The 24,816-nt window shown below is 36.6% G+C and carries 18 protein-coding genes and 1 tRNA gene; 14 read left to right on the top strand and 5 right to left on the bottom strand.

Going from position 1 to position 24,816, the window contains the following annotated elements:
- Nucleotides 1-32 precede the first annotated feature (32 nt).
- Both NCE97_RS00250 and NCE97_RS00245 read left to right on the top strand, forming a co-directional pair.
- Nucleotides 33-1,265: a metallophosphoesterase gene (locus NCE97_RS00250; protein WP_353776857.1), complete on the top strand. Its 1,233-nt coding sequence runs from the start codon at nt 33-35 to the stop codon at nt 1,263-1,265.
- A 24-nt stretch (nt 1,266-1,289) separates the two neighbouring features.
- Nucleotides 1,290-1,616 carry a thioredoxin family protein gene (locus NCE97_RS00245; protein WP_353776856.1) on the top strand — a complete coding sequence of 109 codons (327 nt, stop codon included), beginning with the start codon at nt 1,290-1,292 and terminating at the stop codon, nt 1,614-1,616.
- Here the strand turns inward: NCE97_RS00245 and NCE97_RS00240 are convergent.
- The gene (locus NCE97_RS00240; protein ID WP_353776855.1) at nt 1,613-2,254 is read right to left on the bottom strand and encodes a polysaccharide deacetylase family protein; all 642 of its coding nucleotides are present in this window, start codon (nt 2,252-2,254) and stop codon (nt 1,613-1,615) included. The two genes, NCE97_RS00245 and NCE97_RS00240, sit on opposite strands and share 4 nt — an antisense overlap.
- 3 nt (nt 2,255-2,257) lie before the next feature.
- Nucleotides 2,258-5,662 (bottom strand): glycosyltransferase family 117 protein, encoded by a 3,405-nt coding sequence (locus NCE97_RS00235; RefSeq protein WP_353776854.1) that lies wholly within the window; start codon nt 5,660-5,662, stop codon nt 2,258-2,260.
- Nucleotides 5,663-5,812: 150 nt separating this feature from the next.
- On the opposite strand from NCE97_RS00235, the gene NCE97_RS00230 reads away from it, so the two are divergent.
- Nucleotides 5,813-5,885, top strand: a tRNA-Gln gene (locus tag NCE97_RS00230).
- Nucleotides 5,886-6,129: 244 nt separating this feature from the next.
- Here NCE97_RS00230 and NCE97_RS00225 read toward each other — a convergent pair.
- Nucleotides 6,130-6,765: a formyltransferase family protein gene (locus tag NCE97_RS00225; RefSeq protein ID WP_353776853.1), complete on the bottom strand. Its 636-nt coding sequence runs from the start codon at nt 6,763-6,765 to the stop codon at nt 6,130-6,132.
- 442 nt (nt 6,766-7,207) lie between these two features.
- Nucleotides 7,208-8,035: a universal stress protein gene (locus NCE97_RS00220; RefSeq protein WP_353776852.1), complete on the bottom strand. Its 828-nt coding sequence runs from the start codon at nt 8,033-8,035 to the stop codon at nt 7,208-7,210.
- Between the two features lie 149 nt (nt 8,036-8,184).
- Between NCE97_RS00220 and rimP the strand changes: the two genes are divergently transcribed.
- From rimP to infB, 3 genes are read left to right on the top strand one after another with little or no spacing between them, the layout of a single operon-like run.
- Nucleotides 8,185-8,649 carry a ribosome assembly cofactor RimP gene (gene rimP / locus NCE97_RS00215; protein ID WP_353776851.1) on the top strand — a complete coding sequence of 155 codons (465 nt, stop codon included), beginning with the start codon at nt 8,185-8,187 and terminating at the stop codon, nt 8,647-8,649.
- 12 nt (nt 8,650-8,661) lie between these two features.
- Nucleotides 8,662-9,894 (top strand): transcription termination factor NusA, encoded by a 1,233-nt coding sequence (gene nusA / locus NCE97_RS00210; RefSeq protein WP_353776850.1) that lies wholly within the window; start codon nt 8,662-8,664, stop codon nt 9,892-9,894.
- A 31-nt stretch (nt 9,895-9,925) separates the two neighbouring features.
- Nucleotides 9,926-12,625 carry a translation initiation factor IF-2 gene (infB, locus tag NCE97_RS00205; protein ID WP_353776849.1) on the top strand — a complete coding sequence of 900 codons (2,700 nt, stop codon included), beginning with the start codon at nt 9,926-9,928 and terminating at the stop codon, nt 12,623-12,625.
- Between the two features lie 70 nt (nt 12,626-12,695).
- On the opposite strand, the gene NCE97_RS00200 is transcribed toward infB, so the two are convergent.
- On the bottom strand, nt 12,696-13,079 hold the full coding sequence (locus tag NCE97_RS00200) for an SPOR domain-containing protein (protein ID WP_353776848.1): 384 nt from the start codon (nt 13,077-13,079) through the stop codon (nt 12,696-12,698).
- Between the two features lie 211 nt (nt 13,080-13,290).
- Between NCE97_RS00200 and NCE97_RS00195 the strand changes: the two genes are divergently transcribed.
- From NCE97_RS00195 to NCE97_RS00160, 8 genes are all read left to right on the top strand, one after another.
- Nucleotides 13,291-14,595, top strand: coding sequence for a c-type cytochrome (locus NCE97_RS00195; RefSeq protein WP_353776847.1), 1,305 nt, complete (start codon nt 13,291-13,293; stop codon nt 14,593-14,595).
- 91 nt (nt 14,596-14,686) lie between these two features.
- A complete protein-coding gene (locus NCE97_RS00190) occupies nt 14,687-17,788 on the top strand; it encodes a TAT-variant-translocated molybdopterin oxidoreductase (RefSeq protein ID WP_353776846.1) in 3,102 nt (1,033 codons plus the stop codon).
- 88 nt (nt 17,789-17,876) lie between these two features.
- A complete protein-coding gene (gene nrfD, locus NCE97_RS00185) occupies nt 17,877-19,328 on the top strand; it encodes an NrfD/PsrC family molybdoenzyme membrane anchor subunit (RefSeq protein ID WP_353776845.1) in 1,452 nt (483 codons plus the stop codon).
- Nucleotides 19,329-19,335: 7 nt separating this feature from the next.
- Nucleotides 19,336-19,869: a DUF3341 domain-containing protein gene (locus NCE97_RS00180; protein ID WP_353776844.1), complete on the top strand. Its 534-nt coding sequence runs from the start codon at nt 19,336-19,338 to the stop codon at nt 19,867-19,869.
- A 5-nt stretch (nt 19,870-19,874) separates the two neighbouring features.
- Nucleotides 19,875-20,429 (top strand): c-type cytochrome, encoded by a 555-nt coding sequence (locus NCE97_RS00175; protein ID WP_353777474.1) that lies wholly within the window; start codon nt 19,875-19,877, stop codon nt 20,427-20,429.
- 24 nt (nt 20,430-20,453) lie between these two features.
- Nucleotides 20,454-21,836: a quinol:cytochrome C oxidoreductase gene (locus tag NCE97_RS00170; RefSeq protein WP_353776843.1), complete on the top strand. Its 1,383-nt coding sequence runs from the start codon at nt 20,454-20,456 to the stop codon at nt 21,834-21,836.
- 28 nt (nt 21,837-21,864) lie between these two features.
- Nucleotides 21,865-22,926, top strand: a complete 1,062-nt coding sequence (locus NCE97_RS00165; protein WP_353776842.1) for a cytochrome c oxidase subunit II — start codon at nt 21,865-21,867, stop codon at nt 22,924-22,926.
- 26 nt (nt 22,927-22,952) lie between these two features.
- Nucleotides 22,953-24,746, top strand: coding sequence for a cytochrome c oxidase subunit I (locus tag NCE97_RS00160; RefSeq protein WP_353776841.1), 1,794 nt, complete (start codon nt 22,953-22,955; stop codon nt 24,744-24,746).
- Nucleotides 24,747-24,816: the final 70 nt, after the last annotated feature.

Below are 24,816 nucleotides of genomic sequence, written 5' to 3'. Positions count from 1 at the left end.
TTGTTATTAATATCTTTACAAAAAATTGATAGATGGTTCGTTGGATTATATTCCTACTTATTTTTGGAGTTATAGATTTTTATGCTTTCCAAGCTTTTAAGACAGTTGCTAGAAATAATTATCTCAACATTTTATATTGGGTTTTAACCCTTTTAGTTATTGGAAATTTTGTGTATCACTTTTATGGTTTAAATAGGAGTGATTTTGGTACTTCACATGGTTACGCTTTTGCATTCCTTATTGCACTCCTCGTACCGAAGATGATTATACTTGTCTTTATGTTTGGTGAAGACATCATAAGAATTCCACAAGCTATTTACAGGTATTTTACAGAAGGTAGAAGTGCTGAAGGTAACTATATGCCATCGCGTAGAAAGTTTGTAAGCCAGATAGCACTTGGTTTGGCGGCAATTCCTTTTGCTTCGATTCTATACGGAATTTATAGAGGTAAGTACAACTTTAAAGTACTAAAATACACGCTTCATTACAAAGATTTACCAGACGCCTTTGATGGATTCAAATTGACTCAGATAAGTGATATACATTCAGGGAGTTTTGATAACCCTTCAAAGGTCGAGTATGCTATAGACCTCATTAATGAACAACAAAGTGATGTTATCTTGTTTACTGGTGATATGGTAAATAATATTGCGGAAGAAATGGTGCCATATAAAACCATGTTCTCTAAGCTTAATGCTAAAGATGGATTGTATTCAGTCTTAGGTAATCATGACTATGGGGATTATGTGCGTTGGGAATCTACTGAAGCTAAAGCCAAGAATTTAGATGATCTAAAAACCATTCAAAAAGAAATTGGTTTTGATTTATTGCTGAATGAAAGTCGTTTTATAGAGCGCAATGGAGAACGTATTGCCATAGTTGGTGTAGAGAATTGGGGAGCTGGAGGCTTTAAGAAAGCTGGTGATTTGAAGAAGGCTTCTTCTAATGTTAATGCTGAAGATTTCAAGATTTTGTTGAGCCACGATCCGTCGCATTGGGAACGAGAGGTTATTCAGGATGACTACCATTATCACCTTACCTTGAGTGGGCATACACATGGTATGCAGTTTGGTATCGAAATACCTGGATGGTTCAAGTGGAGCCCTGTAAAATGGCGCTACAAATACTGGGCAGGAATCTATGAAGAGTTGGGACAGTTCATTAATGTAAACAGAGGCTTTGGGTATTTGGCGTTTCCAGGACGTGTTGGGATATGGCCAGAAATTACCGTTATAGAGCTTAAAAAGGGTGAAAAAATAGCTTAATACGCTGAAAATACTATATTTGTAATGGTACATTTGACTCAAAACTTCAACGTCATGTCAAAATTTGGGGAATTAATAGATGTGGATATTCCAGTTCTGCTCGATTTCTTTACGGAATGGAACGAACAATCTACGGCTATGCATCCTGTATTAAGAGATGTTGCAGCTGCACTTGGCGATAAAGCTAAGGTCATTAAAATCGATGTTGATAAGAACAAAGAATTGGCCGAAGCACTTCGTGTAAAAGGCTTGCCAACGCTGATTATTTATAAGAATGGCGAAATGAAATGGCGCCACAGCGGAGAGCAAGATGCTAATACGCTTATAGGTATTATACAGGAATATATCTAGACTTCTATAGCTTTAAAACTATAGCCTTCTTTACTATAGTATTCTAACACTTTTGGTAACGCAAACTCTAAATTGTCTTTTGCTTTTAGGCTATCGTGAAATACAACAATACTTCCAGATGTTGCATTAGATATTACATTCTCTAAACATTGTATCTCGCTTACCTCTTTACTCCAATCGAAAGAGAGGACATCCCACATCATGATTTTGTAGCCTAACTTTTGAAGCTTTCTACCTTGCTTGGGCTTCAACTTTCCATAAGGAGGGCGGAAGAGTGAAGTAGTTTTTGAATTTGAACTAAAAATCGTCTTTGTGTGTTCAACATCTTCAAGATATGTTGAGGTTTTTACTTTCCAACCTTTAAGATGGTTGAATGTATGATTGCCAATAGCGTGTCCTTCATCAATTAATTTCTTAAAGATATCAGGATGCTTTTCAACATTATTACCAATGCAAAAAAAAGTAGCTTTAGCATTGTATGCTTTGAGCGTGTCCATAACCCATTCGGTAACTTCCGGAGTAGGACCATCATCAAAAGTGAGATAAATTGTCTTTTGATGTTTGGATGGAATATCCCAAACATAACTGGGAAATAAGGACTTAACAACTTTTGGAGTCTTGGCAGGTGTTAAGTCCATAGTTTATTCTTCTGCGTCTAGTAATGAATCGAGATCAAGACTATCAGACTCTAGTTCTTTTAGTAGATCTCTAGGGTCTGGTTGCTGTTCTTCTTCACCCATAAAATGATCAAACAGCTTAAGATAATCATTGAATTTCTTGGTTTCACTAAGCACAAAATCTTCATCTTGGTAGATAACCAATATATCCACTAAGCTACGATAGCGTTCAATGTCTGTTACGATCTCTTCAATATGCTTGTTCTGATTTTCTATAGATAGCTCACTAAAATATACTAAGCGCTCTTGGTACTTCTTGGTAACATCTTTATAGAGTTGTCTTCCTTTTTCGACTTTACCTATTTCATAATAAGCACTTATATAAGGCTCAAGAAGTGTGTAGTATCCAAACTTATCTACAGGCATTTTTTGCATTGCCAAGTCTGCAATGGTTTCAGCCTTATCAAGTTTGTCCTCATTGATAAGCTGCTCCATAAGACGTGCTAAATTTCCTCTGTAGGTAATTCCGTTTTTACGAGTTTCAACATCATGGTAAATATCTGCACCACTATTTCCCCAATCCCATGACATCACTTGGTCGTACATAAGGTCACTATCTACACGACCCATATCAAATGGATTAGCTCTATCGATTTTAGTTTTAATAGGAACCAATTTATAGCACATTCCGTCTAGTTGTAGATAGTCTTTCATCCAGATGTAATCATCTTCTCCAAATGCGCCACCAGTAAAATATATAGGGCGCTCCCAATTATTGTTGGCAACAACATCTAGCATCAGTAATCTATTCTTATATAATCCACTTTCACCAATTCTCAAGTCTATGTAAGGCACAATTTCATCTGCATCTTTTTCCTTAACAATACCACTTTTTAGAACTTGTTGCTTGTTTACAGGAACTCTGATGTTTTTCGTTGGGAAGTAGTTGGTATTCAACAATTGGTTTGGATAACCCTTAGTACTCTCTCCACGTTGCTGCAGTATGAATCTCAGTTTAGTTTTTGGGTCTTCACTAGAGACAAAATTCATGAATGCTTTAATATCTAACGTATCTTGCGAAACTTCCTTGCTAATCTCTCTATACATAATATAATCTCTGGAGCCATACTTGTATTTATCGTGAGTCAATTGTGATGGAATAGGGTCACTTTCGTAAGCTTGGCGTTTCATCTGGTCGATGTACCAATCTGTTTGGAATAAGCTCGTATTCACTACTCTTACATCTGTTCGGACACCTTCAATTTCTTGCAAATACCATAAAGGGAAAGAATCATTATCTCCAATACTGAACAGTATTGCATTTGGTGCACAGGATTCGAGATATTTTCTTGCCATTGCATTGGCGGTATATTTACCAGACCTGTCATGATCGTCCCAATTATTAGCAGCTAATATACCAGGAACAAGAACTAGACAGGCTAATGTAATTCCAGGAACTAACATGGAAGATTTCACTTTGGTTTTCAATCCATCAATTATGGCATAGACTCCAAACCCTATCCATAAGGCATAGACATAAAACGACCCTACAACCGAGTAATCTCTTTCCCTAGGTTCAAAAGGTCTTACATTAGTATATACTTGTATGGCAAGTCCTGTAAATAGGAAAAACACAAGCATAACCCAGAATAATTTTTTATCCTTATTGAATAAGAAAAACAGACCGATTAGTCCTAGTATGAAAGGGAGGAAGAAGTATGTGTTTCGTGCTTTATTATTGACGACATCACTTGGTAAATTATCTTGAGACATTCCAAGGTGTAGCTCGTCTATAAACTTTATACCACTAATCCAATTACCATTAAAATCATCATACTGACCTTGAATGTCATTTTGCCTTCCGGTAAAATTCCACATAAAGTAACGCCAATACATATAGCCTAATTGGTATTGGAACATGTACATAATGTTGTCAATAAACGATGGTTTTTCAACTAATAAATAGGATTGGCCATAAGTTCTAAGGAAATTATGATAGTCCTCGTAATCCACCTCTCCATTGGCGACACGCATTCTGAAGTCGTTAATCAAGTTTCGAATCTGATTGACTCTTCCTGTAGCATATTGAACAGCAATATCATCCGATTCGCCAGCAGCTAAGGCACTTTCATAAAAATATGTATACAGTTCAGGGTCTAGTTTAAAATCTATCAAACCTGTGAACATCATATAATTTTCGGCATGTTCCGTACTCCACATTCTTGGAAGTAAAGCCGCATGATCAGAATTATAGTTTTGCTTTGCGTTCTCGTATTCATTAACGATTACATATTCACCCTTGTCTTTATCTTTTTCATACTTTGGTTTATCATCAATGAAAGGTCGACTTTCATCTGCGCCAGAGTATAGCTCAGTAAATTGAGGGCCATAAAATAAATGGGTTTCAGGATATTGTTCTAGATTATAATAAGCCAATAGCTCTCTAGCACTCGCTGGATTATTTTCATTAATAATGACATTGGCATTCGCTCTTATTGGAAGCATCATCCAAGACGAAAACCCAATCATAACAAAAGCTAAACATAGAATAGCAGTGTTGATATGTTTGCTGCCAATTTTCTGAGTGTATTTCAATCCAAAATAAATTCCAGATACAATAACAAGTCCAGCAATTATAGATCCTGAATTAAAAGGCAAGCCAATAGTGTTGACAAAGAATATTTCTGAAGCACTAAAGAACCTTAAAATGTTTGGAGCTAATAATTTAAAAATGAACAATAAGACCGCTATTGAAATGGCATTTGCCAGTATGAAATTTTTGAGTGTTATCGTTTTGTAATTCTTGAAATAATAGATCAGTCCAATCGCAGGAATGGTCAATAACCCCATAAAGTGAACTCCAAAAGAAAGCCCAACTACAAAAGAAATAAGGATTAACCACTTATTACCGCGAGGCTTATTCATATCACGTTCCCAACGCAATGCTAAATAGAACATTATGGACATTATGAGTGTGGCCATAGCATACACCTCAGTTTCCACAGCATTGAACCAAAACGAATCCGTGAAGCTAAAAGCTAAGCTGCCTACTAAAGCACTTCCAAGAATAGCTTTAGCACCAGTAGGAGTTACGTTTTCATCACCACCAGCTAACTTCCTTAATAGTAAACTAATAGTAAGAAACATGAAAAGAATTGTAAAAGCACTACTTACAGCACTCATCATATTCAGCATCATCCCAACCTGAGAAGGTTCTAAAGCGAAAATAGAGAAAAATGCACCCAGCATTTGAAATAGTGGTGCTCCTGGGGGATGCCCAACTTGAAGCTTTGAAGAAGTTAGAATATATTCACCAGCGTCCCAAAAACTTACTGTAGGTTCTATGGTTAACGCATATGTAATAAGTGAAATTCCAAAAACCAACCAACTTAAAATGGTGTTCCATTTCTTAAAGTTGAACTCTGCCATAAATGATGTCTTTTGATGCGGGCGAATTTACTAATTATTCTATTAACCCTTAGGTTTTTAAGTAAACGTTATGCTTTTAAGATTATTTTCTTTTAATTTTTTTGTGCAAAACAAAGTTTATTATAAATTTGCATCCTCATTTTACAATGATGGCCCATGGTGTAACTGGCAACACGTCTGGTTTTGGTCCAGAAGAGTCTAGGTTCGAGCCCTAGTGGGCCAACATAATGAAATCCTGAACATTAATTTGTTTGGGATTTTTCTTTTATATAAGAATAATTTGGGCGAGAAGCCTGTGCCGAGCTTTCACTGAGCGGAGTCGAAGTGTTGTCGAGGTAAGCCCTAGTGGGCCAACAAAACCCTTAAAGATTTCTCTTCAAGGGTTTTTTGGCTTATATAATAAAGGTGAATGAAAAAGCCGAACATACATTGTTCGGCTTTTTTGAGGGTAAAATCGGCTAAAGCGCCTATATAAATGGATTTAGCTTTTTTTTCGCTATAGACAATACAATGTCCCGTGTTAGCTCTCCGACATGTTGAGAGGCTATTTTGTTTAACCCATCGATATCCATGTTTGGCATTATTGGGATGTTTCTAGATCTCGCTATACGTAATCCATTATCAGGTTTGGCATCCACTACATGAGCGCTAATGTAAAAGTGATCTAGTCTATCATTCATAATACCTTCAAAAGGTTGAGGGCCTCTGTAGGACGGCCATGTTTCACCCGAAGGATGAAAGTTGTAAAAACCATATTCTGGATGGCTAAATAATTCCTCATTAAATATTTGCCCAAAACATGCGGAAAAGCAAAGCTCTGGATTCCACATCTTGTACTGATTTAGAAAATTAGCTGTATTAACATTGCCAGTGTATACATCTATATTATGCCTTAAAGCAAGGTCAATGACCATGCGCTCTTCTTCTGGAGTAAATCCATATTGCCACTTACGCTCAGGACTGTCTAAGCAAGTCTGGTGAAGATCATCTGAGATTACACCGCGAACATCAACGTAACTGCTCAAATCTCCTTTTAGTAATTCGAATAGAAGGCTGTAACCGGAGTGTAAACTCCCAAAAACAAGTGTTTTTATTTTGTTCATAGTTTTTAGATTTGGGTGTCATATAGAAGATGCATTCACCTGAAGTGAACATAAGTAGGTTTTTTTGGCAAATGCATCTTCATGATTTTTTAAAGAATAATCCTTTATCATAAAGGATAAAATTCAAGTTCAACATTAATTATTATTAATGCCTCGATGAAAAAGATTAGAAGGATGTAATAGCTAATATTCTAACTTAAATGCAAGTACAATTGGGTAAGTACAAGTCAATAATAAATTGTCTAAAACGTGATAAGGAATAAAGACTGAATAATAATAGCTATAAGAATATATGCATGATGCTATGCATTAAACTTAGCATCAATAACTACACTAATGTAATAAAAAAATCTTGATATTTAAAAAATCAACACCTGACCGTCAGTTAATTACTACAAATTGTAGTGGATGTAGTTAAATATGCTAACTTTTGGTTAGTAATTTAAATTTTAAAAGTAATCACAGGTCTTTTCGCATGATTTACCAAATCTTCACTGATACTTCCATTAAAGAAATGTGCAATTCCCTGTCTGCCATGAGTGCTAATACCTATAATATCAGCGTCAACCTCTTTTGAAAAGTTTAGAATCCCCTTTTCAACGCTTTCGTCATTATAGATATTTACAGAATAGCTATCATAGTCAACATCTTTTATAAAATCACTAATACGCTTGTTGGCAATAGACGTAGTGGTAAAATTGTTCGGTGTATTAACCATTAAGAGATGAACATTTGCGCCAAAATTCTTAGCAAATTCTGCAGCTTGCTTATAAGTTTCTTTGTTGTCGTTTTTAAAATCTGAAGCAAACACAAAATTGGAAATATTGAAACTGTCATGATTGTTCTTTATTACCAAAACAGGAATATCAGAGTTTCTAACAACTTTTTCAGCATTAGACCCAATGAACATTTCTTTTAAACCACTTGCACCATGAGATCCCATGACAATTAAGTCAATATCGTGCTCTCTACAAGCATCCTTAATTTCGCTAAAAGAAATATCTGCCTTTACAGTTTCATGTATTTCGATACCATCAAGATAAGGCTTGTCCAAAAAGTCATCAAACTGCTTTTCGGCAAGTTTTTTATAGAATAAAGCCTCAGGTGGCTCGCCATGGCTTCCAGCTACATCTACCTTATTATGAAAAGGTAGCTCTAACATATGCATTAAGTAAATTACACCATTGTGTTTTTTAGCCAAATTAGCGGCAACTTTCATAGCATACTCCGCATGCTCAGAAAAATCGGTAGGGACTAGTATTCTATTCATTGTATTAAGTTGATTGTTCCACTATAAATTTAGCAATAAAATTCGATTTTTTAGGCCTTGCGTAAATCAATATAAAAATTGTATATTTGCACAGCAGTTAGTAAAAGGATTAACGAGGGGACGAGAAGTCCCCTCTTTTTATACTTTAAATGTTTAGAGATAAGGTATATACATTGCTCGCAGAAGGATTAGAAAAAAGGCCAGATTTATTTCTGATCGATTTTGATATCCTCGACGGAAATGCCATTAGAATTGTCATTGATGGCGATAACGGTGTATTGGTTGAAGATTGCATGTTTGTTAGTAGAGCTATAGAACACAATCTAGATCGAGAAGAAGAGGATTTTTCTTTAGAAGTCACTTCGGCTGGAGCAACAAGCCCTCTTACAAATGTGAGACAGTACAAAAAGAATGTTGAGCGTACACTAACTGTAAAGACAAATGATGGTGAAAAGTTTGAGGGTACTTTAGTTGAGGTAAATGATTCAGAGATTGTCCTTAACTGGAAAGCAAGAGAGCCAAAACCAATAGGAAAAGGAAAAGTTACAGTGTCTAAAGACGCAAGGCTTAGTTACGAAAATATCAAAGAAGCAAAAGTTAAAATAAAATTTTAATTCATAGTAGTTATGGAAAATGTCGCGTTAATTGAATCATTTTCAGAATTTAAAGATGATAAATTAATAGATAGAGTTACGCTGATGGCGATCTTGGAAGATGTATTGAGAAATGCACTTAAAAAGAAGTATGGTGACGATGATAATTTTGATATAATTATTAACCCAGACAAAGGGGATTTAGAGATTTGGAGAAATAGGATCGTTGTTGCCGATGGAGAAGTTGAAGAGCCGAACCAAGAAATCGCATTATCTGAAGCACAAAAGATAGAACCAGATTTTGAAGTTGGTGAAGACGTGGCAGAAGAAGTAAAGCTTGTAGATCTAGGTCGTAGAGCAATTTTGGCATTAAGGCAAAACTTAATCTCTAAAATTCACGAACACGATAACACAAACATTTACAAGCAGTTTAAAGAACTAGAAGGAGAAATTTACACGGCAGAGGTACATCACATAAGACACAGAGCAATAATCTTATTAGATGATGAAGGCAATGAAATCATCCTTCCTAAAGACAAGCAAATCCCATCGGATTTCTTTAGAAAAGGAGAAAATGTAAGAGGAATTATTGAAAGTGTAGAATTAAAAGGTAGTAAGCCGTCAATCATATTGTCTAGAACATCTCCTATATTCTTAGAGAAGTTGTTCGAGCAGGAAATTCCTGAAGTATTCGATGGATTGATTACTGTGAAAAATGTTGTAAGAATACCAGGAGAAAAAGCTAAAGTTGCTGTAGACTCCTATGATGATAGAATTGATCCAGTAGGAGCATGTGTAGGAATGAAAGGGTCAAGGATTCATGGTATTGTAAGAGAGTTAGGAAATGAGAACATAGATGTTATCAATTATACTAACAATCTACAATTGTTCATTACCAGAGCTTTAAGTCCAGCAAGAGTAACATCATTAAAGATTGATGAAGAAGCTAAACGTGCTGAGGTATTGTTGAAACCAGAAGAAGTTTCAAAAGCAATTGGTCGTGGAGGACATAATATTAGATTAGCAGGCCAGTTGACAGGTTATGAAATCGATGTGTTTAGAGAAGGTGCAGAAGAAGATGTAGAACTTTCAGAATTCTCAGACGAAATCGATAGCTGGATTATAGATGAATTCAGCAAAGCAGGATTAGACACTGCAAAAAGTATACTAGAGCAAGATGTTGCAGATCTAGTAAAACGTACAGATTTAGAAGAAGAAACCATATTAGAAGTTATTAGAATACTAAAAGAAGAATTTGAAGACTAATAACTTTTTGTAAGTTATATTTATTCAGCTTATGGCTACAATTAGATTAAATAAAGTATTACGAGAGCTTAATATCTCCATAGATAGAGCAGTAGATTTCCTAGATACTAAAGGGATATCTATTGACAAAAGCCCTAATACGAAAATTACTCAAGAAGTTTACGATGTGCTTTCGGATGAGTTCCAGACCGATGCTTCAAAACGTGAGAAGGCGCAAGAAGTAAGTGAGGCTAAGCTCAAAGAGAAGGAAGAGCTTCGTCTTAAGCGTGAACGTGAGCTTGAGGAAAAACAGCAATCTGTAGTTGTAGAGCAAGAGGTTGTTAAGGCAAAGGCATCTTTGAGTGGGCCAAAACAAGTTGGCAAAATAGAACTCAACAAAGAAGAAGAGGTTGCAAATCCAGAACCTGTTAAAGAAGAGCCTAAGCCGAAAGTTGAGGTTAAAGTTGAAGAAAAGCCAGTTGCCAAAGAGGAAAAACCAAAACCGGTTAAGAAGAAAGAACCAAAACCAGTTAAAGAAGAGCCTGTAAAAGAAGAGCCAAAAGCTGAAGAGAAGAGTCAGGATGAAGGAAAGGTAAAAACTCAGTACAAGAAATTATCTGGGCCGAAGGCAACAGGACAAAAAATTGACTTAGCTCAATTCAACAAGCCAAAGAAGAAGAAAGAAGAGAAAAAACCTGAAGATAAAGACAATACTAACAAGCGCAAACGTCGTAGAATTAGTAAAGCAGGTGTAGACTCTAGAAACTTCCAAAACGATAGAAACAAAGGCAAAGGAAACTTTAAAGGAAAAGGACAAGGCAGACGAAATATTGTCAAAGAGGAGCCTAGCGAAGAAGAAGTACAAAAACAAGTAAGGGAGACCTTAGAAAAGCTTCAAGGAAAATCCAATAAAGGAAAAGGAGCTAAGTATCGTAGAGAAAAAAGAGAGCAGCATAGAGAGCAAACCGAGAAGGAATTACAAGCACAAGAAGCTGAAAGTAAAGTCTTAAAAGTTACTGAGTTTGTTACAGCAAGCGAAGTTGCAACGATGATGGATGTTTCTGTGACTCAGATTATTTCTGCATGTATGTCTCTAGGTATGATGGTGACGATGAACCAAAGGTTAGATGCAGAGACATTATCTATTGTTGCTGATGAGTTTGGATACAAAGTAGAGTTTGTAACTGCAGATATTGAAGAAGCCATTGAAGAAGTTGAAGACAAGCCAGAAGATCTAAAAGAACGTGCGCCGATTGTAACCGTAATGGGTCACGTAGATCATGGTAAAACTTCTTTACTCGATTACATACGTGAAGAAAATGTAATAGCCGGTGAGTCTGGAGGAATTACACAGCACATTGGAGCTTACGGTGTAACCCTAGAATCAGGACAAAAGATCGCATTCCTAGATACACCAGGTCACGAGGCCTTTACAGCGATGCGTGCTCGTGGTGCTCAAGTTACAGATATAGCAATTATTGTTGTTGCGGCAGATGATGATATTATGCCACAAACCAAGGAAGCCATCTCGCATGCTCAGGCAGCAGGAGTGCCAATTGTGTTTGCAATCAACAAAATAGATAAACCAACAGCAAACCCTGATAAGATTAAAGAAGGTCTTGCAAGCATGAATTTATTAGTTGAAGATTGGGGAGGGAAAATCCAATCGCACGATATTTCTGCTAAGACTGGACAAGGCGTTAAAGAATTACTAGAAAAAGTACTTCTTGAAGCCGAATTATTAGAGCTGAAAGCGAATCCAAATAAATTAGCTCAAGGTACAGTAGTTGAAGCATTCTTGGATAAAGGTCGTGGATATGTATCTACAATTTTGGTTCAAGCAGGTACTCTAAAAATTGGAGACTATGTTTTAGCTGGAAAGAATAGTGGTAAAGTAAAAGCCATGCACGATGAGCGAGGTAACGAAACCAAAGAAGCAGGCCCATCGACACCAGTATCAATCTTAGGATTAGATGGTGCACCTCAAGCAGGTGATAAGTTCAATGTATTTGAAGATGAGCGTGAAGCAAAACAAATCGCTGCAAAACGTACACAGTTACAACGTGAGCAATCCGTAAGAACACAAAGACATATTACACTTGATGAAATCGGAAGACGTATAGCACTTGGAGACTTCCAAGAGTTGAACATCATCCTCAAAGGTGACGTGGACGGTTCGGTTGAAGCCTTAACAGATTCATTCCAGAAACTATCTACAGAAGAAATTCAAGTAAATATCATCCATAAAGGAGTTGGAGCCATCACAGAGAGTGATGTATTATTAGCATCAGCATCAGATGCAATTATCATTGGATTTAATGTAAGACCAATGGGTAATGCTAGACAGATAGCCGATAAAGAAGAAATCGATATTAGAACATACTCTATCATTTATGATGCAATCAATGATCTTAAAGATGCAATGGAAGGCATGTTGTCTCCAGAGCTTAAAGAAGAGATCACTGGTAATGCTGAGATTAGAGAAACCTTCAAGATTTCTAAGATTGGAACGATTGCAGGATGTATGGTAACAAGTGGTAAAATCTACAGAAACTCTGGCATTAGATTAATTAGAGACGGCGTAGTAGTATTTACAGGAGAATTAGCATCATTGAAGCGATTCAAGGATGATGTTAAAGAAGTATCTAAAGGATACGATTGTGGTATGCAAGTGAAAAACTATAACGACATCAAAGAAGGTGATGTTATAGAAGCATTCCAAGAAGTAGAAGTGAAGAAGACACTTAAATAAAAGTGTACTACTATAAAAACAAAAAGGCGATGTGTTTACATCGCCTTTTTTATTGAAGTTATATTAGGATTTATTTCTTATCCTTTTTTGGTTTGAAAATAAAAGCATTTGCATATTTCTTCTTTATTTTCATTAGTGCTCTATCCGCTTCTAATCGACTTGTAAAGTTCCCAACCCAAATCTTATAATTTGGTGTTCTATACTCTCTACTCACTGGCCACTCACCATATCTGTTTCTAAACTCAGTCATAACGCGCTCAGCACTTGCTCTGTTTCCAGAAAAAACCTGAATTTTATAAGTTTCAACCGTTTTAAGATCACGCTTATATTCCAAAAGTCTATCAATGTCTTTGTCTTGCTCAACATTTACAGTTGCAGTCTGTCCAAAGCTTTGACTCTGAAACCCAATAAAAACAAGGCTTACCAAAGCAATTTTAAACAAGAATTTTTTCATGATATTTATTATTTGATGCAAAGTTAAATTATATAAACTGAATAGGCTTATATTTTATTATTTAGAACCTTTATAAATTAGCAATTAACAGTTCTGTAACATTTTCAAAATCGAGTTTATATCTTACTTTTGCATGAGATTTTCCAAACGTTTTTTATACCGTTTAATGAAAAAATCATACCAAAATTTAGACGTCAATTTAACTAACAATATGAAACAGGTGATTCACCGTAATTTAGCCTCTAAGTTCTTCGCTTTAGGTTTTATTTTCTTAATTACAATTTCTACCTCTCTCAACGCTCAAGAAGGCGATCATAAAAACGGAAAAACTTTATTTAACACGCACTGTGCTGCTTGTCATAAGTTAGATAAAGATATGACAGGTCCTGCATTAAGGAATGTTGAGGCAAGATTGTCGGATACCAAAGGATTAGATAGACAATGGTTGTACGATTGGATTAAGAATAATACAGCATTAATTAACTCAGGAGATGCTTATGCTAATGAGATAAAAGATTTTGATGCTAGTGCAATGACTGCTTTCCCTCAATTATCTAATGAGGAGATAGATGATATTTTAGCTTATACAGCTGTTGATCCTTGTGAGTTGGATCCTCAGTCATCACCGGATTGTCCGGGGTATATTCCGCCGCCACCTGGTGAAGGAGGAACTGTAGGAGGAACTTCCAATACTCTTATTCTTGGAGCTTTAGCGTTATTATTTGCCCTATTAGCAATGGCATTAATCTTAGTGAAGCGCACACTAAACCGTTTTGCAGAAGCTAAAGGTGTTGTCGTTGCAGATGAAAAAGGGGCAAATTTATGGCAAGCATTTGTTAAGAATCAGTTCTTATTATTAGTAACTGCGATTTTCTTCTTGTTAGCTAGTGGATACTTTGTGTATGGATACTTAATGCAAATAGGAGTAGATCAAGGTTATGAGCCAGTACAACCAATACATTACTCGCATAGAATTCATGCTGGAGATAATGGAATCGATTGTAAATACTGTCACTCGTCTGCTAGAGTAAGTAAGACGTCAGGGATTCCTTCGCTTAATGTATGTATGAACTGTCATAAGACTATCTCAGAGGTAGCACCAGAAACCTTAGCAGAAGGACAAGAGTATGGTGTAGACTACAATGCTGAGATTCAAAAATTATACGACGCAGTTGGATGGGATGGAAGAGAATTTACTGGAGAAACACAACCAGTAAAATGGATTCGTATCCACAACCTACCAGATTTTGCGTATTTCAACCACTCTCAACACGTTTCCGTTGGAGGTATAGAATGTCAAACATGTCATGGTCCTGTTGAAGAAATGGAGGTCATGTATCAATATTCATCATTAACAATGGGATGGTGTATCAACTGTCACAGAGAAACCAATGTTAAGGTGAAGGATAATGAGTACTACGCTAAGATACACGAAGAGTTATCTAAAAAGTATGGTGTAGAACAATTAACAGTTGCCCAAATGGGTGGACTAGAGTGTGGTAAGTGCCACTATTAATAAATTTAAAGAATTAAGATTGACGAATTACGAAGTCGTTTATTAGAAACAAAAATCGTAAATCAAAAATCAAAAATCATAAATTAACAATATGTCATCAAACAAGAAATACTGGAAAAGTGTTGAAGAGCTAGACAACAGCTCTATTGTTGAGACGCTTAAGCAGAACGAATTTGTTGAGCAGATTCCTGTAGATGAATTTTTAGGAGATAAAGATACCTTAGAATCATCATCAACATCACGTCGTGATTTCTTAAAGTATATTGGTTTTAGTACAGCAGCCGCTTCATTAGCAGCTTGTGAAGGACCAGTAATCAAATCGATTCCTTATGTAGTACAACCAGAGGAGATTATTCCAGGTGTTGCAAACTATTATGCGACTACAGTTGCAGATGGATACGACTTTGCAAGCGTATTGGTTAAGACCAGAGAAGGACGTCCAATCAAGATAGAGAATAACGATTTAGCAGCTACTCATGGTGGCGCAAATGCTAGAGTAAATGCTTCTGTTCTTGGCTTGTATGACAACTTAAGAGTGAAGTCACCAATGCAATCGGGTAATGCGATCGATTGGGCTACATTCTACGCAAATACTTCAAAAAAATTAAACGAACTTAAAGGTGGTAAAGAGATTGTGTTGTTAACGCAAACATTTGCTAGCCCATCAACTAGTAAGTTGGTAAATGAGTTCAAAGCACAATTCGGGAATGTTCGTCATGTAGTATATGATGCCATTTCAGAAAGTGCAGCATTAGATGCATACCAAGCTAAGTATGGAGAAAGAGGATTAGCTGATTACGATTTCTCTAAAGCGATGACTATTGTGTCTGTTGGCGCAGACTTCTTAAGCGATTGGCAAGGTGGAGGATTTGACTCTGCATATGCTAAGAAGCGTATTCCAGATCATGGAAAAATGTCTCGTCATATTCAGTTCGAATCTAATATGTCATTAACTGGTGCTAACGCAGATAAGCGTGTGCCAATGACTCCAAGCCAACAAAAATTAGCATTAGCTAAGTTATATAGCTATGTTGTAGGAGGTTCGGTTTCAGGAAGCTTACCAGAGCATATAGACCAAGCGGTTCGTAACGCTGCTTCAGAATTGAATAAAGCAGGAAGCAATGGTGTTGTTGTAACAGGAATTCAAGATGTTAATGCGCAAACAGTTGCTTTAGAAATTAACGAACACCTTTCAAGTAAAGCGTTCAATCCAGACACACCTATAAAGACTAGACAAGGTAATGCAAATGCTGTTGCTAAGCTAGTAACAGATATGAATGCAGGTACTGTTGGAGCTGTAATTATGGCTGGAGTAAATCCTGCTTATAGCTTGCCAAATTCAAATGAATTTACTGAAGGTCTGAAGAAAACAGAATTATCAATTTCGTTTTCGATGAAAGAAGATGAAACATCTTCTTTAGCAGAATATATCGCTGCTGCACCTCACTACTTAGAGTCTTGGGGAGATGTAGAAATGAAGAAAGGACACTATGGTTTAACGCAACCAACAATCCGTCCTTTATTTGATACGAATCAATTCCAAGATGCTTTATTAAAATGGACAGGAAACGATAGTTCGTATCACGATTATATAAAAGAAACTTGGACTTCTGATGTATTAAACGGAGGTTCATTCAATCAAGCATTGCACGATGGTGTATTCGTTAGCGCTGCTAATACTTCAACTGAAGATACTGCATCAGACGATGCTCAAGATGACGCTACACCTGAAACACCTTCAGGAAATGCTGCTAGAGCTTTAGCGACTTCAGCTGGTGATGGTAGTAGCATGGAGCTAACGCTATATAGTAAAGTTGCAATGGGAGACGGTCAACAAGCCAACAATGCTTGGTTACAAGAGTTGCCAGATCCAATTACAAGAACAACTTGGGATAACTACTTAACAGTATCTAGAGCTGATGCAGAAGCGTTAGGTCTTAAAAACTGGAATGTAGCCACGGGAGCTTTAAACGGAAGTTATGCTAAAGTCACTGTAAATGGTGCATCAATAACAGCTCCAGTAATTATTCAACCTGGTCAAGCTAAAGGAAGTGTAGGAATGTGTTTTGGTTACGGAAGAACCAAAGGTATGAAAGAAGAAATGCAAACAGGTGTTAATGCCTATGCATTGTACGCTAACTTCAACAATGTTCAGAATGTGACCGTTGAAGCAGCAACTGGAGAGCACGAATTTGCTTGTACTCAGCTTCACAATACCTTAATGGGTCGTGGAGATATTATTAAAGAAACAGACTTAAATACCTATAACAACGAACCAAAAGAGAAGTGGAATGCCATTCCTACGGTGTCGTTAGATCATAAACCTGTTGAAGTTACAGATCCTAAAGTTGATATTTGGGAATCATTTGATCGTTCTATAGGACATCACTTTAACTTATCTATTGATTTAAATGCTTGTACGGGTTGTGGTGCTTGTGTTATTGCATGTCATGCGGAAAATAACGTGCCAGTTGTAGGTAAAGAAGAAGTAAGACGTAGTCGTGATATGCACTGGTTACGTATCGATAGATATTATTCTTCTGAAGAGTCTTTCGAAGGAGATAATGCTAAGAAAGATGCTATTTCTGGTTTAGGAAGTTCATTGAGTGAATTTGGAGAAATGGAATCTCCTGCAGATAATCCTCAAGTCGCATTCCAGCCTGTTATGTGTCAGCACTGTAACCACGCACCTTGTGAAACAGTTTGTCCAGTAGCAGCAACATCACATGGTCGTCAGGGACAAAACCACATGGCATACAACCGTTGTGTAGGAACAAGATACTGTGCGAACAACTGTCCTTATAAAGTACGTCGTTTCAACTGGTTCTTATACAACAACAATAATGAGTTTGATTACTACATGAATGATGACCTTGGTCGTATGGTATTAAACCCAGATGTTGTAGTACGTTCTCGTGGTGTGATGGAAAAATGTTCTATGTGCATCCAAATGACACAGAAAACTATTTTAGATGCTAAGCGTGAAGGACGTCCATTAAAAGACGGAGAATTAAAGACTGCTTGTTCAGCAGCTTGTAGTAGTGGAGCAATGACCTTTGGTGATATTAATGACAAGGATAGTAAGGTTGCTCACCTGCATGAAGATAAACGTATGTATCACTTACTAGAGCATGTAGGTACAAAACCAAATGTGATGTACCAAACAAAAGTGAGAAATACAACTGAAGCATAATTAAGTAAAAAGTTAAAAGTTGAAAGTCAAAAGTTGAAAATAGAACAACATTAGACGATTAAACAAATAAACAATTAAACAATAAAATATGGCGTCTCATTACGAAGCACCTATTAGAAGACCTTTAGTAACTGGCGAAAAATCGTATCACGATGTTACGGTAGAAATCGCTAAGCCTGTAGAAGGAAAAGCCAACAAGGCATGGTGGATTGTTTTTGGAATCTCACTTGCAGCTTTTCTATGGGGAATAGGATGTATCATATATACTATTTCAACAGGTATCGGTACTTGGGGACTTAATAAAACTGTTGGTTGGGCCTGGGATATTACTAACTTCGTTTGGTGGGTTGGTATTGGTCACGCAGGAACACTGATTTCGGCAGTACTATTATTATTCCGTCAAAAATGGCGTATGGCGATTAACCGTTCTGCTGAGGCGATGACAATCTTCTCGGTAGTACAAGCAGGTTTATTCCCTATCATACACATGGGACGACCATGGTTAGGATACTGGGTATTACCAATTCCAAACCAATTTGGATCACTTTGGGTGAACTTTAACTCACCATTACTTTGGGACGTATTTGCAATCTCTACTTACCTTTCTGTATCATTGGTATTCTGGTGGACAGGTCTGTTACCAGATTTCGCAATGATTAGAGATAGAGCTGTAAAACCATTCCAAAAGAAAATCTATTCATTACTATCTTTCGGATGGTCTGGTCGTGCAAAAGACTGGCAACGTTTCGAAGAAGTATCTCTGGTACTTGCAGGTTTAGCAACACCACTTGTACTTTCTGTACACACGATTGTATCCTTTGACTTCGCCACATCTGTAATCCCAGGTTGGCATACAACGATTTTCCCACCATACTTCGTTGCTGGTGCGATTTTCTCTGGATTTGCAATGGTAAACACGCTTCTCATTATCATGAGAAAAGTGTGTAACCTAGAAGATTATATCACAGTACAACACATCGAATTAATGAACATAGTCATTATGATTACAGGTTCCATAGTAGGTGTGGCATATATCACCGAGTTATTTATTGCTTGGTACTCAGGAGTAGAATACGAACAGTATGCATTCCTTAATAGAGCTACTGGACCTTACTGGTGGGCGTATTGGGCGATGATGACGTGTAATGTATTCTCGCCACAGTTTATGTGGTTCAAGAAACTAAGAACAAGTATTATGTTCTCGTTCTTTATCTCCATTGTAGTAAATATAGGAATGTGGTTTGAGCGTTTCGTAATCATCGTAACATCGTTACATAGAGATTACTTACCATCATCATGGACAATGTTCTCTCCAACATTTGTAGATATAGGAATCTTTATTGGAACTATCGGATTCTTCTTTGTATTGTTCTTACTGTACTCGCGTACATTCCCAGTGATTGCACAAGCCGAGGTGAAAACAATCCTTAAGTCTTCAGGTGAACGCTATAAGCGTATTCGAGAAGCTGGAGAAAGCTTAGTAGGAACAGGAGCCGATGAGAGAACCTCTGGAGATAATAATAAAGAATCAAAAAGTTAATAGCATAATGGAAGCATCTAAAGTAATTCACGCTATTTATAACGACGATGATGTCTTGATGTCTGCTGTTAAGAAAGTTAAGGCAGAAAAGCATCATATAGAAGAAATATATACACCATTCCCTGTTCACGGTCTAGACAAAGCTATGGGCTTGGCACCAACACGTATTGCGATTACATCATTTATGTACGGATGTGTTGGATTAACTGTGGCAATTGTAATGATGAATTTTATAATGATTAAAGACTGGCCTCAGAACATTGGAGGTAAACCAAGCTTTAGTTATATAGAAAATATGCCTGCATTTGTACCGATCATGTTTGAGTTGACGGTATTTTTTGCAGCACACTTAATGGTAATTACATTTTACTTAAGAAGTAGAATGTGGCCATTCAAAAAAGCTGAAAATCCAGACCCAAGAACTACCGATGATCATTTCCTAATGGAGATCGCAGTTCATGATAATGAAAGTGAATTAGAGAGTTTGCTAAAAGAAACTGGAGCAGTAGAAATTAATATTGTAGATAAAGAAGCGCATTAATTATGATTAGAAGCGTCACTAAAATAGCTGTATTGGCATTAGTCCTTGTATCTATTGTGTCTTGTAAGAAAGATACAAGACCAAACTATCAATTCATGCCAAACATGTATGAACCGGTTCCGTATGAAACCTATCAAGATGCCAAGGCATTCAAAGGTGATATGGAAGCACAATTGCCAGTAGAAGGAACAATTCCTAGAGGCTTTTCGATTTATGATATCGAAAATACTAATGAAGGCTACGAATTGGCTAAAGCGACATTAGCTAGCCCGCTAGATTCTACTCAAGTAGATATGGAAAGAGGGAAAGAGCTTTATGGAATCTACTGCAGTATATGCCACGGTAACCAAGGAAAAGGAGATGGTCAACTAGGTTTAGGGAAAAGAGAATTAATACTTCCTGGAAATTATGCGGATAAAGATATCACTGACGGAAGTATTTACCATGTGATTTATTATGGTAAAGGTCAAATGGGTAGCTATACCAATCAATTGAATGAAGAAGAGCGTTGGCAAGTTGTCGCTTACGTTTCAAAGTTAAAAGCTGATTTAGAAAAATAAGATATATAAAGATTATATAACGATATGTATACGTTTTCAAATAGATTAAAAATTGCTTCTATTGTACTGATGGTAATAGGTGCTGTATTATGGGGTACGGCATATACGTCATCACATGTGACTACTCAAGATGTAGAAAGAATATTAGCTGAAGAAGCAGCTGGTCATCATGGAGGTGGACATGGGGAAGCAAGCGATAGTCATGCAACTGAATCACATGGTGATGATCATGCTGAAGCTACTACTCATAATGTAGATAGTGATCATGCAACCGATGCTCATGGTGATGAACACGCTGAGCATGTAGAACATGTATTGCACCAAATTCATAATAGACCTTATGCGGCATTATACGTAGCAGCATTCTTTTTCTTTATGATCTCATTAGGTGTTTTAGCATTTTACGGTATACAATGGGCTGCACAAGCAGGTTGGTCTCCTGTACTTTTCAGAGTTATGGAAGCGATTACGTATTACGTATTACCAGGAGGATTAATTGTTATTGCAATTGCAGTTTGGGGAGATAGCCATTTATTTGTTTGGTTAAAAGAAGGTACTACAGAACCTGGTCACGAAAACTATGATGCCTTAGTTGCTGGTAAAGCAGGATGGTTAAATAAAACAGGATTTATTATTAGAGCTTTAATTTTCTTAGGAGGTTGGAGTTTATATAGATACTTCGCTCGTAAGTTTTCATTAGCTCAAGATTCTGCTAATGATAACAGAAACTTTAAGAAATCGTTCCGTATCGCAGCAGCATTCTTAGTATTCTACATCTATACAGAATCAATGATGTCTTGGGATTGGATTATGAGTATAGATCCGCACTGGTTTAGTACACTATTTGGATGGTATGTATTTGCAAGTATGTTTGTGAGTGGAATTACAGTAATAGCTTTAATGACGATATACTTAAAGAGCAAAGGATATTTAGAATTTGTAAATGATAGCCACCTTCATGACTTAGCCAAGTTTATGTTCGCTATTAGTATTTTCTGGACGTACTTATGGTTCTCACAGTTTATGCTTATATGGTATGCAGATATCCCTGAAGAGGTAACCTATTTTATCAGCAGATTCAACGATTATAAGTTACCATTCTTTGGTATGCTAGCTATGAATTTCATTTTCCCATTATTGGTATTAATGAATAGCGATTATAAGCGTGTAAACTGGTTTGTAGTTATGGCTGGTATTGTAATACTAATTGGTCACTACCTAGATGTATTCAACATGGTTATGCCAGGAACTGTAGGTGACAGATGGTTTATCGGAATGCCTGAGATAGGAGCTGTTTTATTATTTGCAGGATTGTTCTTATTCTTAGTGTTTAGAGCGCTATCCAAGGAGGCATTGCTTCCTAAAGGGAATCCATTCATTAAAGAAAGTGAACATTTCCACTATTAATAACATTAAATAACGAAGAGATATAGTAATGACTGCTTTATTGACAATTTTAATAGTATTTTTTGTAGCTGTTGCCATTTGGCAAATGGTAAAAATATTTGACCTGGCGCAAGTCGGAGCTTCAAATAATCAAGTTGCCACAGATAATGACAACAAGATCAATGGCTACTTAATGATAGGTTTCCTAATCTTCATTTATGTTATTACCATAATAAGTTTTGTATATTGGGGAGATTTACCATTAATGTCTAATTCTGCTTCTGAGCATGGACCACAGATTGATACATTGATGATTGTATCAATGGTTATCATCTTTATAGTTCAAACAGTAACTCAATTCTTATTACACTATTTTGCATATAAGTATAGAGGCGAAAAAGGTAAAAAAGCATTATTCTATGCAGATAATAACCTTCTTGAAGCTATATGGACTATAATCCCAGTTATTGTATTAGCAGGGTTAATCATCTACGGATTATTCACTTGGTCTAATATTATGAATATTGATGAAGATGACGATCCATTAATTATCGAATTATATGCGCAACAGTTCAACTGGAAAGCACGTTACGGAGGAGCAGATAATGTTCTTGGACAGGCTAATGTTCGATTGATCAATTTAGACAATGCTAATATCCTTGGTCTGGACGAAGCTGATCCAAACGCGCAAGACGATGTTATCACAACAGAGCTTCATTTACCAGTAGGTAGACCAGTATTGTTCAAGATGCGTTCTCAGGATGTATTGCACTCAGCGTACATGCCTCACTTTAGAGCTCAAATGAACTGTGTACCTGGAATGATTACTCAGTTTGGATTCACACCAACAATCACTACGAAAGAGATGCGTGAAAATCCAGACATCATTGACAAGGTTGCAAACATTAATAAACTAAGAGTAGAAAGAAAAGAAGAAATAGAAGAACTAGGTCAAGAACTAAGATATGAGTTCGACTACTTGCTACTTTGTAATAAGATTTGTGGAAAATCGCATTACAACATGCAAATGAAAATTATCGTAGAAACTCAAGAAGAGTATGATGCTTGGATGGCTGAGCAGAAGACCTTTGCTAATTCTTTAACTAAATAAAAAAGTTTTAAACGTATTATAGAACTATGGCAGCACACGTAGATACACACGACGCTCACGAAGAGGAACACCACCACCATAAAGAGACGTTTGTAACTAAATATATTTTTAGCCAGGATCATAAGATGATTGCTAAGCAATATCTTATTACAGGTACTATCATGGGAGTTATTGGTGTAGTTATGTCACTAATGTTCCGTATGCAAATTGCATGGCCAGAAAAGCCAAATGTAATATTTGAAGCCTTATTAGGTAAGTGGGCACCAGAAGGTGTTATGGATGCAGATATTTATCTAGCATTGGTAACAATCCACGGTACTATCATGGTATTCTTCGTACTTACTGCAGGACTGAGTGGTACGTTTAGTAACTTATTAATTCCATTACAGATTGGTGCGCGAGACATGGCCTCAGGATTCCTTAACATGGTATCTTATTGGTTATTTTTCTTATCGAGTGTATTCATGGTGTTATCTCTTTTTGTAGAAGCAGGACCTGCTGCAGCTGGTTGGACAATTTATCCACCACTTTCAGCATTACCACTTGCACAAGGAGGTTCAGGAGCTGGTATGACCCTATGGCTAGTATCGATGGCAATATTCATTGCATCATCGCTACTTGGTTCACTAAACTATATTGTAACCGTAATCAACTTAAGAACAAAAGGAATGTCTATGACGCGTTTACCATTAACGATCTGGGCTTTCTTTATCACGGCGGTTATCGGTGTAATTTCTTTCCCTGTATTATTATCTGCAGCATTATTATTAATAATGGATAGAAGTTTTGGTACATCCTTCTTCTTATCAGATATATTTATACAAGGTGAAGTATTACACTATCAAGGAGGTTCGCCAGTATTATTTGAACACTTGTTCTGGTTCCTTGGTCACCCAGAAGTATACATTGTATTACTTCCTGCATTAGGAATTACTTCTGAGATTATTGCAACAAACTCACGTAAACCAATTTTTGGTTATCGTGCGATGGTTGCTTCAATTTTAGCAATTGCCTTCTTATCGACAATTGTTTGGGGTCACCACATGTTTATCTCAGGAATGAATCCATTCTTAGGATCAGTATTTACATTTACAACACTATTGATTGCAATTCCGTCAGCGGTAAAAGCATTCAACTATATAACCACATTGTGGAAAGGTAATCTACAGATGAACCCTGCGATGCTATTCTCTATAGGATTAGTATCTACATTTATAACAGGTGGATTAACAGGAATTATATTAGGAGATAGTGCCTTAGATATTAATGTACACGATACTTACTTCGTTGTAGCACACTTCCACTTAGTAATGGGTATTTCAGCATTATATGGAATGTTTGCTGGTATCTATCATTGGTTCCCAAAGATGTTTGGTAGAATGTTGAATAAGAACTTAGGATACTTACATTTCTGGGTTACTGCAATCTGTGCTTACGGTGTATTCTTCCCGATGCACTTTATAGGCATGGCAGGATTACCAAGACGTTATTATACAAACTCTAATTTCCCGTTATTTGACGATACTGCAAATGCGAATGTTGTTATCACAATATTTGCTTTAGTTGGAGGAGCTTTCCAATTAGTATTCCTTTACAATTTTGTTCACAGTATTTTCTACGGAAAGAAAACAGTACAAAATCCATGGCGTTCAAACACATTAGAATGGACAGCACCAATAAAGCATATTCATGGAAACTGGGAAGGTGAGATTCCTCACGTTCACCGTTGGGCATATGACTATAGCAAGCCAGGGCACGATGAGGATTTTGTACCACAAAATATACCTCTAAAAGAAGGAGAAGAGGAGTTACAACATTAACAACTATTCTTTCAATAATACCACAGAAGCCTTTCTAATTTAGAGAGGCTTTTTGTTTATATTTGTTTAG

The sequence above is a fragment of the Winogradskyella sp. 3972H.M.0a.05 genome (genome assembly GCF_040493455.1).
Classification (GTDB): Bacteria; Bacteroidota; Bacteroidia; order Flavobacteriales; family Flavobacteriaceae; genus Microcosmobacter.
The sequence above is the reverse complement of the archived record's forward strand: the minus strand, read 5'-3'. Positions and strand labels throughout refer to the sequence as shown.